Source organism: Polaromonas sp. P1_H6 (genome assembly GCF_056405195.1).
The window spans coordinates 1-16177 of the sequence record NZ_JBFUCN010000009.1; the positions used below are offsets into that span (position 1 = coordinate 1).

Consider the following 16177-nt stretch of genomic DNA (forward strand, 5'->3'; position numbering starts at 1 on the left):
GCAAGGAAATGGTCATGCCAGGCGATAACGTGTCGATCACCGTCAAGCTGATCAACCCGATCGCCATGGAAGAAGGCCTGCGTTTCGCCATCCGCGAAGGCGGCAAGACCGTCGGCGCCGGCGTCGTTGCCAAGATCATTGCGTAATTTGCAAGGTTTGATGGAGGGGTATAGCTCAATTGGCAGAGCGTCGGTCTCCAAAACCGAAGGTTGTAGGTTCGATTCCTACTGCCCCTGCCACCTGATGGTTGATGTGTGTCGACGCTGAAGGTGGTTTGAAAAGTTAAAAAGCAAGCCCGCCGGGGGTCAAAACCCCAGGTGGGCTTAAGCGTCTGGAAAGACGCCCGAAGATTGAACAGGAAATCCGCCAACCATGGCCACTTCTCAAGTTGAAACCGTCAGTACCAGCGCCGACAAGGCCAAGCTGGGCGCGGCCGTTGCTCTGGTGCTGGCCTCCCTGGTGGGCTTTTACCTGCTGGCCAAGCAAGGTCAAGTGGTCCAGTGGGCTGCCCTGATTGCGGGGCTGGTGGCGGCCGTGGCGGTGTTCATGCTGTCCGAGCCGGGTAAGCAGTTCGTGGCTTTCGGCCGCGATTCATGGCGCGAAGTCAAAAAAGTCGTCTGGCCGGCCCGCAGGGAGGCCATCCAGATGACGGCTTATGTGTTCGGTTTTGTGGTGATCATGGCGCTGTTTTTGTGGTTTACGGACAAGACGCTCGAATGGGTGTTTTACGACCTGCTCTTGGGATGGAAACGATAATGAGCGATCTGAATGGCACGGTAGTCAGCGAAGTGGCGGCGGGTACGTCCCTCACGCCGACGCCAGGCATGCAGTGGTATGTCGTCCATGCCTATTCCGGCATGGAAAAAGCGGTCGAACGCAATATCGTCGAACGCATCAACCGCGCGGGCATGCAGTCCAAGTTCGGCCGTTTCCTGGTGCCCACCGAAGAAGTGGTCGAAATCAAGAACGGTCAGAAGAAAACGACGGAACGCCGCTTCTTTCCTGGTTACGTCCTGGTCGAAATGGTCATGGACGATGAAACTTGGCACCTGGTGAAGCACACCAACAAGGTCACCGGCTTTGTCGGCGGCGCCAAGAACCGCCCGGCTCCGATTTCCGAGGAAGACGTCCAGAAGATCGTCAGCCAGATGCAGGTCGGCACCGAGAAGCCGCGCCACAAGGTCGAATTTGAGACGGGCGAATATGTCCGCGTCAAGGATGGCCCGTTCACCGACTTCAACGGCACGGTGGAAGAAGTCAACTACGACAAGAACAAAGTGCGTGTGTCGGTCACGATTTTCGGTCGCGCCACGCCGGTGGAACTGGAATTCAGCCAGATCGAAAAAACGTAATTTCGGTTTGGTATTTAATTTCGCGCCTTGCAACTCGGCGCGAAACGGTCCTCAAGGGCTGTTTTTGAGTTGTGTAACCCCCGGGGAGCCCGGGCCTGCCCTAGCGGCGGCGCCCAGGCGTTATGACCCGCAAGGAGAAAAGTATGGCGAAAAAAATCGTCGGCTTTATCAAGCTGCAAGTGCCAGCTGGTAAGGCCAACCCGTCCCCCCCGATCGGCCCTGCGCTCGGTCAGCGTGGCCTGAATATCATGGAATTCTGCAAGGCATTCAATGCGCAGACCCAGGGTGTCGAGCCCGGTCTGCCGCTGCCTGTGGTGATCACGGCATTTGCCGACAAGAGCTTTACCTTCGTCATCAAGACGCCTCCCGCAGGCGTCCTGATCAAGAAGGCCATCAAGCTCGACAAGGGTTCTTCCACGCCGCACACGGTGAAGGTCGGCAAGATTTCCCGCGCACAGCTGGAAGAAATCGCCAAGACCAAAATGAAAGACATGACGGCTGCTGACCTCGACGCTGCAGTTCGTACTATTGCTGGCACGGCCCGTTCCATGGGTGTGTCGGTGGAGGGTGTTGTATGAGCAAGCTGACCAAGCGCCAAAAAACCATCGGCGACAAAATCGACAGCAACAAGCTGTACACGCTGCCCGAGGCCCTGGGCCTTGTGAAAGAGTTCGCCGTCGCCAAGTTCGATGAGTCCATCGACGTGGCTGTGCAGCTCGGCATCGACGCCAAGAAATCCGACCAGGTCGTTCGCGGCGCGGTCGTGCTGCCTAACGGCACCGGCAAGACCAAGCGTGTGGCCGTGTTTGCCCAAGGCGCCAAGGCTGAAGAAGCCAAGGCCGCCGGCGCCGACATCGTCGGCATGGACGATCTGGCCGCCGAAATCAAGGCTGGCAAGATGGACTTCGACGTGGTGATTGCTTCCCCCGATGCCATGCGCATCGTGGGTACCCTGGGCCAGGTGCTCGGCCCCCGCGGCCTGATGCCCAACCCCAAGGTCGGCACCGTGACGCCGGACGTCGCCCAGGCTGTGCGCAACGCAAAAGCCGGCCAGGTCCAGTTCCGCGTCGACAAGGCCGGTATCGTGCACGGCACCATCGGCCGCCGCTCGTTCGACACCGACAAGCTGCAGGGCAACCTGGCTGCATTGATCGATGCGCTGCAAAAGGCCAAGCCGGCTTCGAGCAAGGGTGTGTATTTGAAGAAAGTGGCGGTTTCGTCCACGATGGGTGTGGGCGTTCGCGTCGACACGCAAACCATCGCAGCGTAATCGCGAAAATTTGGGCGGCCCCGCAAGGGTTGCCCGATGTGGTGGGCTGCCGGGGTTCGCTCCGGCAGGTCATCCAAGACCGTTGGCGCGGTGGGCTTTTTGGGCTTGCCGCTTAATCGAAAGACAGCCAACGCAGATGGCGGTCCCGCTGCTTGAATGGTTTTGCAAAGAATCTGAAAACAGTTGGTCGCTGAACATGAGCGTGTTGAAGGGCAGGCAGCCTGCGCAAGCAGGCTTACACCCGACGGCACATTTTTAAGGAGTAGACCTTGAGTCTCAACCGCAGTGAGAAACAAGCCGTCATTGATGAAGTGACTGGCCTCGCCGCTAAAGCTCAAACGCTCGTGATGGCGGAATACCGTGGTATCACGGTCGCTGACATGACCCGTCTGCGCAGCCAGGCCCGCGACAAAGGCGTGACCCTGAGTGTTCTGAAGAACACTCTGGCTCGCCGAGCAGTGGCCGGCAGTGCATTCGAAGTCGTGTCCGACCAGATGACCGGTCCGCTGATCTACGGCTTTTCTACCGATGCAGTAGCTGCCGCGAAAGTGGTATCTGACTTCGCCAAGACCAACGACAAGCTGGTCATTCGCGGTGGTGCATTCGGTGGCAAGACCCTGGACGTGAACGGCGTGAAGCAACTGGCCAACATCCCTTCCAAGGAAGTGTTGCTGGCCCAGGTGTGTGGCTTGCTGATGTCGCCAATTTCGCGTACGGCCGTTGTGCTGGGCGCCCTGGCGGCGAAAAAGGGCGGCGGCGAAGCCGAAGCCCCTGCAGCAGCTGAACCTGTAGCAGCGTAATTACCCAACTTTTTTAGGAAATCAAAATGGCATTCGATAAAGACGCATTTTTGACCGCGCTGGATAGCATGACGGTCCTCGAACTCAACGAACTGGTGAAATCCATCGAAGAGAAATTTGGCGTGAGCGCTGCCGCAATGGCTGCTCCCGCTGCTGCTGGCGGCGGCGGTGCCGCTGCTGCCGCTGAAGAGAAGACCGACTTCAACGTCGTGCTGCTCGAAGCTGGCGCAAACAAGGTGTCGGTCATCAAGGCCGTGCGCGAAATCACCGGTCTGGGCCTGAAAGAAGCCAAGGACCTGGTGGACGGCGCTCCGAAGAACGTCAAGGAAGGCGCTCCAAAGGCCGACGCAGAAGCTGCGAAGAAGAAGCTCGAAGAAGCCGGCGCGAAAGTCGAACTCAAGTAATTCTTGGTGTTCGAGAAGGCTGGAAGACCGTAGTCGGGCTTCCAGCCTTTCGTGTTTCAAGGAGCACACCGAAAAGCAGACTTAACCGTCTGCTTTCCAGTGTTTTCTGACCCCGACTGCAGAAAACGCCTTGGTTCGGGTGACGTGCAATGCGTCACCGTCCGCCATGGTTGGTAGTGGCCAACCACCAAGCTGCCTGAATACGTGGTGTATTTGGGCACGAGAGTCGCCAGAGCCCATCAACGCGGAGAACTCATGGCCTATTCCTACACCGAACGTAAACGCATCCGCAAAAGCTTCGGCAACCGCGAAAGCGTGTTGACTGTTCCCTATTTGCTGCAAATGCAGAAAGACGCGTACACAGCGTTCCTGCAAGCCGACCGTGCCCCCCAGAAGCGCACCATCGAAGGCCTGCAGGCAGCGTTTGACAACGCATTCCCCATCGTCTCGCACAATGGTTTTGTCGAGATGAAGTTCATCGAGTACAACCTGGCCAAGCCCGCCTTCGACGTGCGCGAGTGCCAGACCCGTGGACTCACATTCGCCTCGGCCGTGCGCGCCAAGGTGCAGCTGATCATTTATGACCGCGAATCATCCACGTCGCAGTCCAAGGTGGTCAAGGAAGTGAAAGAGCAGGAAGTCTATATGGGCGAAGTGCCGCTCATGACCGACAAGGGCTCCTTTGTGATCAACGGGACCGAACGCGTGATCGTGTCCCAGCTGCACCGCTCCCCCGGCGTGTTCTTTGAACACGACAAGGGCAAAACCCACAGCTCGGGCAAGCTGCTGTTCTCGGCTCGTATCATCCCCTACCGCGGTTCCTGGCTCGACTTCGAGTTCGACCCGAAGGACGTGCTGTACTTTCGCGTCGACCGCCGCCGCAAGATGCCGGTCACCATCCTGCTCAAGGCTATCGGCCTGAACCCGGAATCCATCCTCGCGAACTTCTTCGTGTTCGACAACTTCCGCCTGATGGACAGCGGCGCGCAGATGGAATTCGTCGCCGAGCGCATGCGCGGTGAAGTGGCCCGCTTCGACATCACCGACAAGAACGGCAAGGTCGTCGTCGCCAAGGACAAGCGCATCACGGTTCGCCACACCCGCGAACTCGAGCAAAGCAACACCACCACCATCAGCGTGCCGGAAGACTTCCTGGTCGGCCGCGTGGTCGCCAAGAACATCGTTGACGCCGAAACCGGCGAAATCATCGCCAAGGCCAATGACGAACTGACCGAAGTGCTGCTGAAGAAGCTGCGCGTGGCCGGCGTGCAGGACCTGCAGGTGCTGTACACCAACGAACTCGACCAGGGCGCGTACATCTCGCAAACCCTGCGCGCCGATGAAACGGCCGACGAGTTCGCCGCGCGCGTGGCGATCTACCGCATGATGCGCCCCGGCGAGCCGCCGACGGAAGACGCGGTGCAGGCCCTGTTCCAGCGCCTGTTCTACAACCCGGACACCTACGACCTGTCGCGCGTGGGCCGCATGAAGTTCAACGCCCGCGTCGGCCGCGACTCCTCCACCGGCCCCATGGTCATGACCAACGAGGACATCCTCGCCGTGGTCAAAATCCTGGTCGACCTGCGCAACGGCAACGGCGAAGTCGATGACATCGATCACCTCGGCAACCGCCGCGTCCGCTGTGTCGGCGAACTCGCCGAAAACCAGTACCGCACCGGCCTGGCGCGTATCGAAAAGGCCGTGAAAGAGCGCCTCGGCCAGGCCGAGCAAGAGCCGCTGATGCCGCACGACCTGATCAACAGCAAGCCGATCTCCGCCGCCCTGAAAGAATTCTTCGGCGCATCGCAGCTGTCGCAGTTCATGGACCAGACGAATCCGCTGTCCGAGATCACCCACAAGCGCCGTGTTTCGGCCCTTGGCCCGGGCGGCTTAACCCGCGAACGCGCCGGTTTCGAAGTGCGCGACGTGCACGTGACCCATTACGGCCGCGTCTGCCCGATTGAAACGCCCGAAGGCCCGAACATCGGCCTGATCAACTCGCTGGCCTTGTACGCCCGCCTCAACGAGTACGGTTTCATCGAAACCCCGTACCGCCGTGTGGTGGACAGCAAGATCACCGACCAGATCGACTACCTGTCGGCCATCGAAGAAGGCAAGTACGTGATCGCCCAGGCCAATGCCCTGCTGGACGAGTCCGGCAAGCTGACCGGCGACCTGGTGTCCGCCCGTGAAAACGGCGAATCCGTGCTGGTCGGCGCCGAGCGCATCCAGTACATGGACGTGTCCCCTGCGCAGATCGTCTCGGTGGCGGCTTCCCTCGTGCCTTTCCTGGAGCACGATGACGCCAACCGCGCGCTGATGGGCGCCAACATGCAGCGCCAGGCTGTGCCTGTACTGCGTCCCGAGAAGGCCTTCGTCGGCACCGGCATCGAGCGCGTTTCCGCGGTCGACTCCGGAACCGTGGTGACGGCCAATCGCGGCGGTGTTGTCGATTACGTCGATGCCACCCGCATCGTGGTGCGCGTCAATGATGCGGAAGCCCTGGCCGGCGAAGTCGGCGTGGACATCTACAACCTGATCAAGTACCAGCGTTCCAACCAGAACACCAACATCCACCAGCGCCCCATCGTCAAGATGGGCGACAAGCTGGCCAAGGGTGATGTGATCGCCGACGGCGCATCGACGGACATCGGCGAGCTGGCCCTGGGCCAGAACATGCTGGTGGCTTTCATGCCCTGGAACGGCTACAACTTCGAGGATTCGATCCTGATCTCCGAGCGTGTGGTGGCCGAAGACCGCTACACCTCGATTCACATCGAAGAACTCGTGGTGATGGCCCGCGATACCAAGCTGGGCTCCGAAGAAATCACGCGCGACATTCCCAACCTGTCCGAGCAGCAGCTCAACCGCCTTGACGAGTCCGGCATTATTTATGTCGGTGCTGAAGTCCAGCCGGGCGACACGCTGGTCGGCAAGGTCACGCCCAAGGGCGAGACCACGCTGACGCCGGAAGAAAAACTGCTGCGCGCCATCTTCGGCGAAAAAGCCAGCGACGTGAAAGACACCTCGCTGCGTGTGAGCCAGGGTTCGCAAGGCACCGTCATCGACGTGCAGGTCTTCACCCGTGAAGGCATTGTTCGCGACAAGCGCGCCCAGCAGATCATCGACGACGAGCTCAAGCGTTTCCGCCTGGACCTGAACGACCAGTTGCGCATCGTGGAAGCCGACGCGTTCGACCGTATCGAAAAGATGCTGGTCGGCAAGGTCGCCAACGGCGGGCCGAAGAAGCTCGCCAAGGGCAGCAAGATCGACAAGGCCTACCTGGCCGACGTCGAGAAGTACCACTGGTTCGACATCCGCCCGGCGGACGACGATGTGGCTTCGCAGCTGGAAAGCGTGAAGAACGCCATGGAGCAGACGCGCCACAGCTTCGACCTGGCTTTCGAAGAAAAGCGCAAGAAGCTCACGCAGGGCGACGAACTGCCGGCCGGCGTGCTGAAGATGGTCAAGGTTTACCTGGCCGTCAAGCGCCGCCTGCAACCCGGCGACAAGATGGCCGGCCGCCACGGCAACAAGGGTGTGGTGTCCAAGATCGTTCCGGTCGAAGACATGCCCTACATGGCCGACGGCACGCCGTGCGACATCGTGCTGAACCCGCTGGGCGTGCCTTCGCGCATGAACGTGGGCCAGGTGCTTGAAGTCCACCTGGGCTGGGCCGCCAAGGGTCTGGGCCAGCGTATCGGCGACATGCTGCAAGCCGAAGCCAAGGTGGCCGAGCTGCGCAAGTTCATGGACACGCTGTACAACAAGTCCGGCCGCACCGAAGACCTGGCCAAGCTGTCGGACACCGACGTGCTCGAGATGGCCAGCAACCTGGCCACCGGCGTGCCGTTCGCGACGCCAGTGTTCGACGGTGCTTCGGAAGAAGACATCATGACCATGCTCAAGCTGGCCTACCCGGACGACATCGCCAAGGCCAAGGGCCTGACGGCGACGCGCACCCAGGCCCAGCTGTACGACGGGCGCACGGGCGACCAGTTCGAGCGCACGACGACGGTCGGCTACATGCACGTCCTGAAACTTCACCATCTGGTGGACGACAAGATGCACGCCCGTTCGACCGGCCCCTACAGCCTGGTCACGCAGCAGCCCCTGGGCGGCAAGGCGCAGTTCGGTGGACAGCGTTTCGGCGAGATGGAGGTCTGGGCGCTGGAAGCCTACGGCGCCGCCTACACGCTGCAGGAAATGCTCACCGTCAAGTCCGACGACGTGCAGGGCCGTACCAAGGTGTACGAGAGCATCGTCAAGGGCGAGCACGCGATCACGGCCGGCATGCCCGAGTCGTTCAACGTGCTGGTCAAGGAAATCCGTTCGCTCGGTATCGACATCGAGCTGGAACGCAGCTAATCAACAGGAAAGAAAAGGATTTAACTCATGAAATCATTACTCGACCTGTTCAAGCAATTCACGCCGGATGAGCATTTCGATGCCATCAAGATCGGCATGGCCTCGCCCGAGAAGATCCGTTCGTGGTCTTTCGGCGAAGTCAAGAAGCCTGAAACCATCAACTACCGCACCTTCAAGCCCGAGCGCGACGGTCTTTTTTGCGCCAAGATTTTTGGCCCCATCAAGGACTACGAATGCCTGTGCGGCAAGTACAAGCGCCTCAAGCACCGCGGTGTCATTTGCGAGAAGTGCGGCGTTGAAGTCACGCAGACCAAGGTCCGCCGCGAGCGCATGGGTCACATCGACCTGGCCGCACCGTGCGCGCACATCTGGTTCCTGAAGTCGCTGCCTTCGCGTCTGGGCCTGGTGCTCGACATGACGCTGCGCGACATCGAACGCGTGCTCTACTTTGAAGCATACGTGGTGACCGACCCCGGCATGACCCCGCTGAAGAAATTCAGCATCATGTCGGAAGACGATTACGACGCCAAGCGCAAGGAATACGGTGACGAGTACACCGCCAAGATGGGCGCCGAAGGCATCAAGGACCTGCTCGAAGGGCTGGACCTGGACGTCGAAATCGACAAGCTGCGCAACGACCTGACCGGTTCCGAAATCAAGATCAAGAAAAACGCCAAGCGCTTGAAATTGATGGAAGCGTTCAAGAAGTCCGGCATCAAGCCGGGCTGGATGGTGCTCGACGTGCTGCCCGTGCTGCCGCCGGACCTGCGTCCGCTGGTGCCGCTGGACGGCGGCCGCTTCGCGACCTCCGACCTGAACGACCTGTACCGCCGCGTCATCAACCGCAACAGCCGCCTGCGCCGCCTGCTGGAACTGAAGGCTCCTGAAATCATCGCGCGCAATGAAAAGCGCATGCTGCAGGAAGCCGTCGACTCGCTGCTGGACAACGGCCGCCGCGGCAAGGCCATGACGGGCGCCAACAAGCGCGCGCTGAAGTCTCTCGCCGACATGATCAAGGGCAAGTCGGGCCGTTTCCGCCAGAACTTGCTGGGCAAACGCGTCGACTACTCCGGCCGTTCCGTGATCACCGTGGGCCCGACGCTCAAGCTGCACCAGTGCGGCCTGCCCAAGCTGATGGCGCTGGAACTGTTCAAGCCTTTCATCTTTGCGCAGCTCGAAAGCCGTGGCATCGCCACGACCATCAAGGCCGCCAAGAAGGAAGTCGAATCCGGCACGCCGGTGGTCTGGGACATCCTGGAAGAGGTCATCAAGGAACACCCCGTGATGCTGAACCGTGCGCCCACGCTGCACCGCCTCGGCATCCAGGCCTTTGAGCCCATCCTGATCGAAGGCAAGGCCATCCAGCTGCACCCGCTCGTCTGCTCGGCCTTCAACGCCGACTTCGACGGCGACCAGATGGCCGTCCACGTGCCGCTGTCGGTGGAAGCGCAGATGGAAGCCCGCACCCTGATGCTGGCTTCGAACAACATCTTGTTCCCCGCCAACGGCGAGCCCTCCATCGTTCCTTCGCAGGACGTTGTGCTGGGTCTCTACTACACGACCCGCGACCGTACCAACGGCAAGGGCGAAGGCCTGGTGTTCTCGGACACCGGCGAAGTCCGCCGCGCGTTCGACGCGGGTGAACTCGACCTGAACGCCCGCATCAGCGTGCGCCTGACCGAGTACACCAAAGACAAAGCCACCGGCGAATTCGTGCCGTCGACCAAGCTGTGGGAAACCACCGGCGGCCGCGCGCTGCTGTCCGAGATCCTGCCCAAGGGCCTGCCTTTCTCCAACATCAACAAGGCGTTGAAGAAGAAGGAAATCTCCAAGCTCATCAACGTGTCTTTCCGCAAGTGCGGATTGAAAGAGACCGTGGTGTTCGCCGACAAGCTGCTGCAGTCGGGCTTCCGCCTGGCGACCAAGGCCGGCATCTCGATTTGCATCGACGACATGCTGATCCCCAAGGAAAAGCCGGCCATCATTGCGCGCGCCCAGAAGGAAGTCAAAGAGATCGAGCAGCAGTATGTCTCGGGCCTGGTGACCTCCGGCGAGCGCTACAACAAGGTGGTCGACATCTGGGGCAAGTCCGGCGACGAAGTGTCCAAGGTGATGATGGCCCAGCTCTCCAAGGAGCGCGTCATCGACCGCAACGGCAAGGAAGTCGAGCAGGAATCCTTCAACTCCATCTACATGATGGCCGACTCCGGTGCCCGCGGTTCCGCGGCGCAGATTCGCCAGGTCGCCGGTATGCGCGGTTTGATGGCCAAGCCTGACGGCTCCATCATCGAAACGCCGATTACCGCCAACTTCCGAGAAGGTCTGAACGTGCTGGAGTACTTCATCTCCACCCACGGCGCCCGTAAGGGCCTGGCCGACACGGCGCTGAAAACCGCCAACTCCGGTTACCTCACGCGCCGCCTGTGCGACGTGGTGCAGGATCTGGTGGTCACGCAAGACGACTGCGGCACGCAAGAAGGCTCGCTCATGCGCGCCATCGTTGAAGGCGGTGAAGTCATCGAATCGCTGCGCGACCGTATCCTCGGCCGCACCGCGGTGGAAGACGTGCTGCACCCCGAGAACCGCTCGGTCCTGGCCAAGGCCGGCGTCATGCTGGACGAAGACCTGATCGAAGAGCTCGAAGCAGCCGGTGTGGACGAAGTCAAAGTGCGTACTGCACTGACCTGCGAAACCCGTTTCGGCCTGTGCGCCAAGTGCTATGGCCGCGATCTGGGCCGTGGCGGCCTGATCAACATCGGCGAAGCGGTCGGTATCATCGCCGCCCAGTCGATCGGCGAGCCCGGCACCCAGCTGACGATGCGGACCTTCCACATCGGCGGCGCCGCATCGCGCGCGGCCATCGCCTCCAGCGTCGAAGCCAAGTCCAACGGCGTGATCGGTTTCAACGCACCGATGCGCTATGTGACCAACAGCAAGGGCGAACTGGTTGTGATTGCCCGTTCCGGCGAGATCGTCATCCATGACGAGCACGGCCGCGAGCGCGAGCGCCACAAGGTGCCGTACGGCGCGATTCTGGCGGTGAAAGCCGACCAGACGATCAAGGCCGGCGCCATCCTGGCCAACTGGGACCCGCTGACGCGCCCCATCATTACCGAGTTCGCCGGCAAGGTGGCCTTCGAGAATGTGGAAGAAGGCGTGACGGTTGCCAAGCAGGTTGACGATGTGACGGGCCTGTCCACCCTGGTGGTGATCGATCCGAAACGCCGCGGCGCCACGAAGGTGATCCGTCCGCAGGTCAAGCTGATCGACGCCGCCGGCCACGAAGTCAAGATCCCTGGCACCGATCACTCGGTGACCATCGGCTTCCAGGTGGGCGCGCTGGTCCAGGTGCGCGACGGCCAGGACGTGGGCCCCGGCGAAGTGCTGGCCCGTATCCCGATCGAAGGCCAGAAGACCCGCGACATTACCGGCGGTCTGCCGCGCGTCGCCGAGCTCTTCGAAGCCCGTACGCCGAAAGACAAGGGCACGCTGGCCGAGATGACCGGTACCGTGTCCTTCGGTAAAGAGACCAAAGGCAAGGTTCGCCTGCAGATCACCGATCCCGAAGGCAAGGTCTGGGAAGACCTGGTCCCCAAGGAAAAGAACATCCTGGTGCACGAAGGCCAGGTGGTCAACAAGGGCGAATCGATTGTGGACGGCCCGGCCGACCCGCAAGACATCCTGCGCCTGCTGGGCATGGAAGAGCTGGCCCGCTACATCGTCGACGAAGTGCAGGACGTTTACCGCCTGCAGGGCGTGAAGATCAACGACAAGCACATCGAAGTGATTGTTCGCCAGATGCTGCGCCGCGTGGTCGTTGAAAACGTCGGCGATTCCAGCTACATCGCCGGCGAGCAGGTTGAGCGTTCCGCCATGCTGGACGCCAACGACGCGCTGCGCGCCGACGGCAAGGTCCCGGCCACCTTCAGCAACCTGTTGCTCGGTATCACCAAGGCTTCGCTGTCGACCGATTCGTTCATCTCCGCGGCTTCCTTCCAGGAAACCACCCGCGTGCTCACCGAGGCTGCCATCATGGGCAAGCGCGACGAGCTGCGCGGCCTGAAAGAGAACGTGATCGTCGGCCGCCTGATCCCCGCCGGCACCGGCATGGCCTACCACGAGGCACGCAAAGCCAAGGACCAGATGGACGACGCCGAGCGCCGCGCCATCGCCGAAGCTGAAGCCGCCGAACTGGAGGCGATGCCCGCCGCGGCTGAAACCGGTGGTGGCGACAGCGCCGCTTCCGAGTAAGCCGGCTGACACGCTCCCCGCGCCCTGAAAGGCGCCCGGCCCCGCACCCGCAAAGGTGTGGGGCTTTTTTTTGGGCGCTTGCCGCGTGGCCGCCACACCGGGGAAAGGGCCGGCTTGCCGATCCGGCCCAAAAGCAGTTAACCTCGCGGCAGCCGCCGGCCGGGATCCTCTCCTGCCGGTGTTCTTCAGCATCAAGGAATCCCATGTCCCTCAGCACGCTTGTCCTCATCGTCGTGTTTGCCTTGCTGGTCTTCTGGGCCGTGGGCGCCTACAACCGGCTGGTGCGGCTCAAGAACATCATTGCCAATGCCTTCGGCCAGATCGACGTGCAGCTCAAGCGCCGCTATGACCTGATTCCCAACCTGGTGGAAGCCGCCAAGAAATACCTGCAGCACGAGCAAAGCACGCTGGAAGCCGTGACGCTGGCGCGCAACCAGGCGCGCAGCGCCAGTGATGCGGTGCGCAGCCGGCCCGCCAACGCTGTGGCCGTGACCGCGCTGGCCGTCGCCGAGCAGGCGCTCGAAGGCAGCCTGGGCCGCCTCTTCGCCGTGGCCGAGGCCTACCCCGAACTCAAGGCCGACCAGACCATACGCGAACTCAGTGAAGAACTCACGAGCACCGAAAACAAGGTCGGCTTCGCGCGCCAGGCTTATAACGACGCGGTGCTGGATTACAACAACGCGCAGGGCCAGTTCCCGGCTGTGCTGATCGCCCGCACTTTTGGCTTCGCGCCTTCCGCCATGTTGCGCGCGACCGAGAATGCGACTGAACGCCAGGCTGTCCGTATTCAAATGTAGTGGCGGCAAGATGGTTTGTTTATTGCCGGCTCGGGCCTGATGCGCTTCTTTGAACGGCAGGAAACCGCCCGTGCCCAGACCCTGCGGCTGCTGCTGCTCTTCGGCCTGACCCTGGTCGCCCTGCTGCTGGCCGTCAATGGGGCGCTGGCACTGGCCTGGCGGCTGGTGACGCCGGGCTTCAGCGGCTACCCGGGCTACTTTTTTACCGTCAATACCTCGGTGACCCTGTTGTTCGTGCTGGGCGGCTGGTGGCTGGAGACCTCGGCCCTGAGCAGCGGCGGCGAGGCGCTGGCGCGCCGCGTCGGAGCCCGCGAGGCCTGGCCCGCCAGCCGGGAAGCCGAGCAAAAGCTCAGCAACATCGTGAGTGAGCTGGCCATTGCTGCGAGCATGAAGCCGCCCCTGGCCATGGTGCTGCCGCGCCTGGACGCGATCAATGCTTTCGCCGCGGGCTGGGGCGAGGACGACGCGGTCATTGCCGTCACGCAAGGCGCGCTCGACAAGCTCACGCGCGACGAACTCCAGGGCCTGGTGGCCCATGAACTGAGCCACCTGCGCGAAGGCGACACACGTTTGAACATGCGGCTGGCGGGCATGGTGTTCGGGCTGGAGATGATCTTCAGCCTGGGCCGCAGCATGTGCGGTGCCGACGAGAACGGCCAGCGTTCCTTTCTTGCCTTGCCCGGGTTCCCCATCCTCGTCACCGGATCGCTGGGCTGGCTGGCGGGGCGTGCGCTCAAGGCGGCGATCTCGCGCCAGCGCGAGTTCCTGGCCGATGCGCGTGCCGTGCAGTTCACGCGCAGCCGGGAAGGCCTGGGCGGCGTGCTGCGCAAGGTGGCCGGCGAAGAGGAGCAGGGCATGGCGCCGGCGCGCAGCCTGCACCCGGCGGTGCAGCACATGCTGCTGGTCGATGCCCGCGACCGGGGCAGCTGGTTCGCCAGCCACCCGCCGCTTGCGGAGCGCATCTTCCAGATCTACGGCCGGCCCATGGGGGCACTGTCGATGCGGGATGAACTGCCGACGCGGCCTGACGCGATCTTTTGAACGCAGCGCCATCAACGATGAATTGGTGCCAAGCAAATCACCAATGGTTCGAATGCCGGGGGTGACGCGGCGCACCGAAGTACTGGATACTCCCTATAGGGTGCCAAGGGCACCGCGTTAAATTGTCAGATCAAGAAAAACCAAAGTCTGAAACCGCCTGGAGGCCCCATGAGAACCCCACACCTCGCTAAACTCGCCGTGCCCTTGCTGTGCCTGGCACTCGGCCCCCTCGCCCAGGCGCAAAGCAAGGAGGCGCTCTACACGCGGAGCCTGGCCGCCACCTGCGCCAACTGCCACGGCACCGACGGCAAGGTGGTGCAGGGTTCCCAGGTCACTTCGCTGGCCGGCCTGGATAAAAGCTACATCGTCGCGCAGATGAGCGCCTTCAAGACCGGCGCACGGCCGGCCACCGTGATGCACCAGATCAGCAAGGGCTTCAACGATGCGCAGGTCGAAGCGCTGGCCGGCTACTTTGCCGCACAAAAGAAGTAAGGGGAAAGAACACCATGAACACGCTTCTTCAATCCGGTTTCGCTTCTGCTTCACTCGCCGGCTTCAAGCGCCGCTCCTTCCTGCAATCCACGGCCGCCCTGAGTTTGCTGGGCTTGGCCGGTTGCGCCAGCACTTCCGTGCCGTCCAAGGCCAAGGTCGTGGTGATAGGCGGCGGTTACGGCGGCGCCACCGCCGCCAAGTATGTGCGCCTGCTGTCCGACCACAAAATCGACGTGGTGCTGATCGAGCCGCAGGATGTGTTTATTTCCTGCCCCATTTCCAATCTGGTGCTCAGCGGCGGTAAGCAGCTATCCGATCTCACCACTTCCTACGCAGGCCTGTCGCGCGCACACGGCATCACGGTGGTGAAGGACTACGCGAGCGCCATCGACACCGCGAAGAAAACCGTCACGCTGGCCGGCGGCGCCACCATTGCCTACGACAAGCTGGTGGTCTCGCCCGGCGTGGAGCTGATGTTCGGCAGCATTGATGGCCTCAAGGAGGCCAACGCCTCCGGCCGGGTGCTGCAGGCCTGGAAGGCCGGTGCGGAAACCGTGGCGCTGCGCCGCCAGCTGGAGGCCATGCCCGACGGCGGCGTTTACGCCATCACGATCCCCGAGGCACCTTACCGCTGCCCGCCCGGCCCTTATGAGCGCGCCTCGGTCATCGCCGGCTATTTCAAGGCGGCCAAGCCACGCAGCAAGGTGCTGATCCTGGATGCCAACCCCGACGTCACCTCCAAGGGGCCGCTGTTCAAGAAGGTCTGGGCCGAGCAGTACAAGGGCATCGTCGAATACCGCGGCCAGCACAAGGCCACGGCGGTGGATGCGAAGACCGGCATCATCAAGTTCGATGTGCAGGACGACGTCAAGGCCAACGTGCTCAATGTGCTCCCCGCGATGCGCGCCGGCACCATCGCCATGCAGGCAGGCCTCAACAACCAGGCCAACAATCGCTGGTGCGGCGTCAATTACCTGACCTTCGAATCCACCGCCGCCAAAGACGTGCATGTGCTCGGCGATTCCATTCAGGTGGCGCCGGCCATGCCCAAGAGCGGGCACATGGCCAACAACCACGGCAAGGTGGCGGCCGCCGCCATCGTGGCGCAGCTTTCGGGCTGGGACGTCAATCCGGCTCCCATGCTGACCAACACCTGCTACAGCTTTGTCGACAACAAGAACGTGATCCATGTGGCCAGCGTGCATGAATACGTGGCCGCCGAGAAAACCTTCAAGGCCGTCGCCGGCTCCGGGGGCGTCAGCACGGGCCCCACCGAGCTGGAGGGCGTCTACGCATTGAATTGGGCCAGCAATATCTGGGCAGATACCCTGGCCTGAACGTCCCGGCGGGGGCTCAGACCGGTAGCGGCGAGGCTGGTCTAATACAGCTATTCGCCGTTCGC

At 62.0% G+C, this 16177-nt stretch carries 13 protein-coding genes and 1 tRNA gene; all 14 read left to right on the plus strand.

Translation table 11 applies throughout. From position 1 onward, the window contains the following. Positions 1 to 146, plus strand: a 146-nt coding sequence (locus AC1D1F_RS10345) for an EF-Tu C-terminal domain-related protein (protein WP_477680957.1), incomplete at its 5' end; no start/stop codon positions are given. Between the two features lie 17 nt (positions 147 to 163). Further along, positions 164 to 239: transfer RNA gene (locus AC1D1F_RS10350), tRNA-Trp, on the plus strand. Between the two features lie 133 nt (positions 240 to 372). Beyond that, a complete protein-coding gene (gene secE / locus AC1D1F_RS10355) occupies positions 373 to 756 on the plus strand; it encodes a preprotein translocase subunit SecE (RefSeq protein WP_477655119.1) in 384 nt (127 codons plus the stop codon). A 68-nt stretch (positions 757 to 824) separates the two neighbouring features. After that, positions 825 to 1352, plus strand: a complete 528-nt coding sequence (nusG, locus tag AC1D1F_RS10360) for a transcription termination/antitermination protein NusG (RefSeq protein WP_228778638.1) — start codon at positions 825 to 827, stop codon at positions 1350 to 1352. Positions 1353 to 1495: 143 nt separating this feature from the next. Further along, positions 1496 to 1930 (plus strand): 50S ribosomal protein L11, encoded by a 435-nt coding sequence (rplK, locus tag AC1D1F_RS10365; RefSeq protein WP_007871338.1) that lies wholly within the window; start codon positions 1496 to 1498, stop codon positions 1928 to 1930. After that, the gene (gene rplA, locus AC1D1F_RS10370; protein WP_477678878.1) at positions 1927 to 2622 is read left to right on the plus strand and encodes a 50S ribosomal protein L1; all 696 of its coding nucleotides are present in this window, start codon (positions 1927 to 1929) and stop codon (positions 2620 to 2622) included. Before rplK ends, rplA begins: the two co-directional genes overlap by 4 nt. A 269-nt stretch (positions 2623 to 2891) precedes the next feature. Then, complete coding sequence (gene rplJ / locus AC1D1F_RS10375) at positions 2892 to 3422, plus strand: 50S ribosomal protein L10 (protein WP_477700715.1); 531 nt, start codon at positions 2892 to 2894, stop codon at positions 3420 to 3422. 26 nt (positions 3423 to 3448) lie between these two features. Continuing rightward, a complete protein-coding gene (rplL, locus tag AC1D1F_RS10380; protein ID WP_122955013.1) occupies positions 3449 to 3826 on the plus strand; it encodes a 50S ribosomal protein L7/L12 in 378 nt (125 codons plus the stop codon). Between the two features lie 255 nt (positions 3827 to 4081). Continuing rightward, positions 4082 to 8194: a DNA-directed RNA polymerase subunit beta gene (gene rpoB, locus AC1D1F_RS10385; RefSeq protein ID WP_477696234.1), complete on the plus strand. Its 4113-nt coding sequence runs from the start codon at positions 4082 to 4084 to the stop codon at positions 8192 to 8194. Positions 8195 to 8221: 27 nt separating this feature from the next. Beyond that, entirely contained in the window at positions 8222 to 12445 is a 4224-nt protein-coding gene (rpoC, locus tag AC1D1F_RS10390; RefSeq protein ID WP_477696233.1) for a DNA-directed RNA polymerase subunit beta', read from the plus strand. Positions 12446 to 12648: 203 nt separating this feature from the next. Next, positions 12649 to 13242: a LemA family protein gene (locus AC1D1F_RS10395; protein ID WP_477677349.1), complete on the plus strand. Its 594-nt coding sequence runs from the start codon at positions 12649 to 12651 to the stop codon at positions 13240 to 13242. A 39-nt stretch (positions 13243 to 13281) separates the two neighbouring features. After that, complete coding sequence (locus tag AC1D1F_RS10400) at positions 13282 to 14283, plus strand: M48 family metalloprotease (protein ID WP_477677348.1); 1002 nt, start codon at positions 13282 to 13284, stop codon at positions 14281 to 14283. Positions 14284 to 14451: 168 nt separating this feature from the next. Continuing rightward, positions 14452 to 14775, plus strand: a complete 324-nt coding sequence (locus tag AC1D1F_RS10405) for a c-type cytochrome (RefSeq protein WP_477677347.1) — start codon at positions 14452 to 14454, stop codon at positions 14773 to 14775. Between the two features lie 14 nt (positions 14776 to 14789). Beyond that, positions 14790 to 16112, plus strand: a complete 1323-nt coding sequence (locus AC1D1F_RS10410) for an FCSD flavin-binding domain-containing protein (RefSeq protein ID WP_477700716.1) — start codon at positions 14790 to 14792, stop codon at positions 16110 to 16112. The last annotated feature ends 65 nt before the right edge of the window (positions 16113 to 16177 follow it).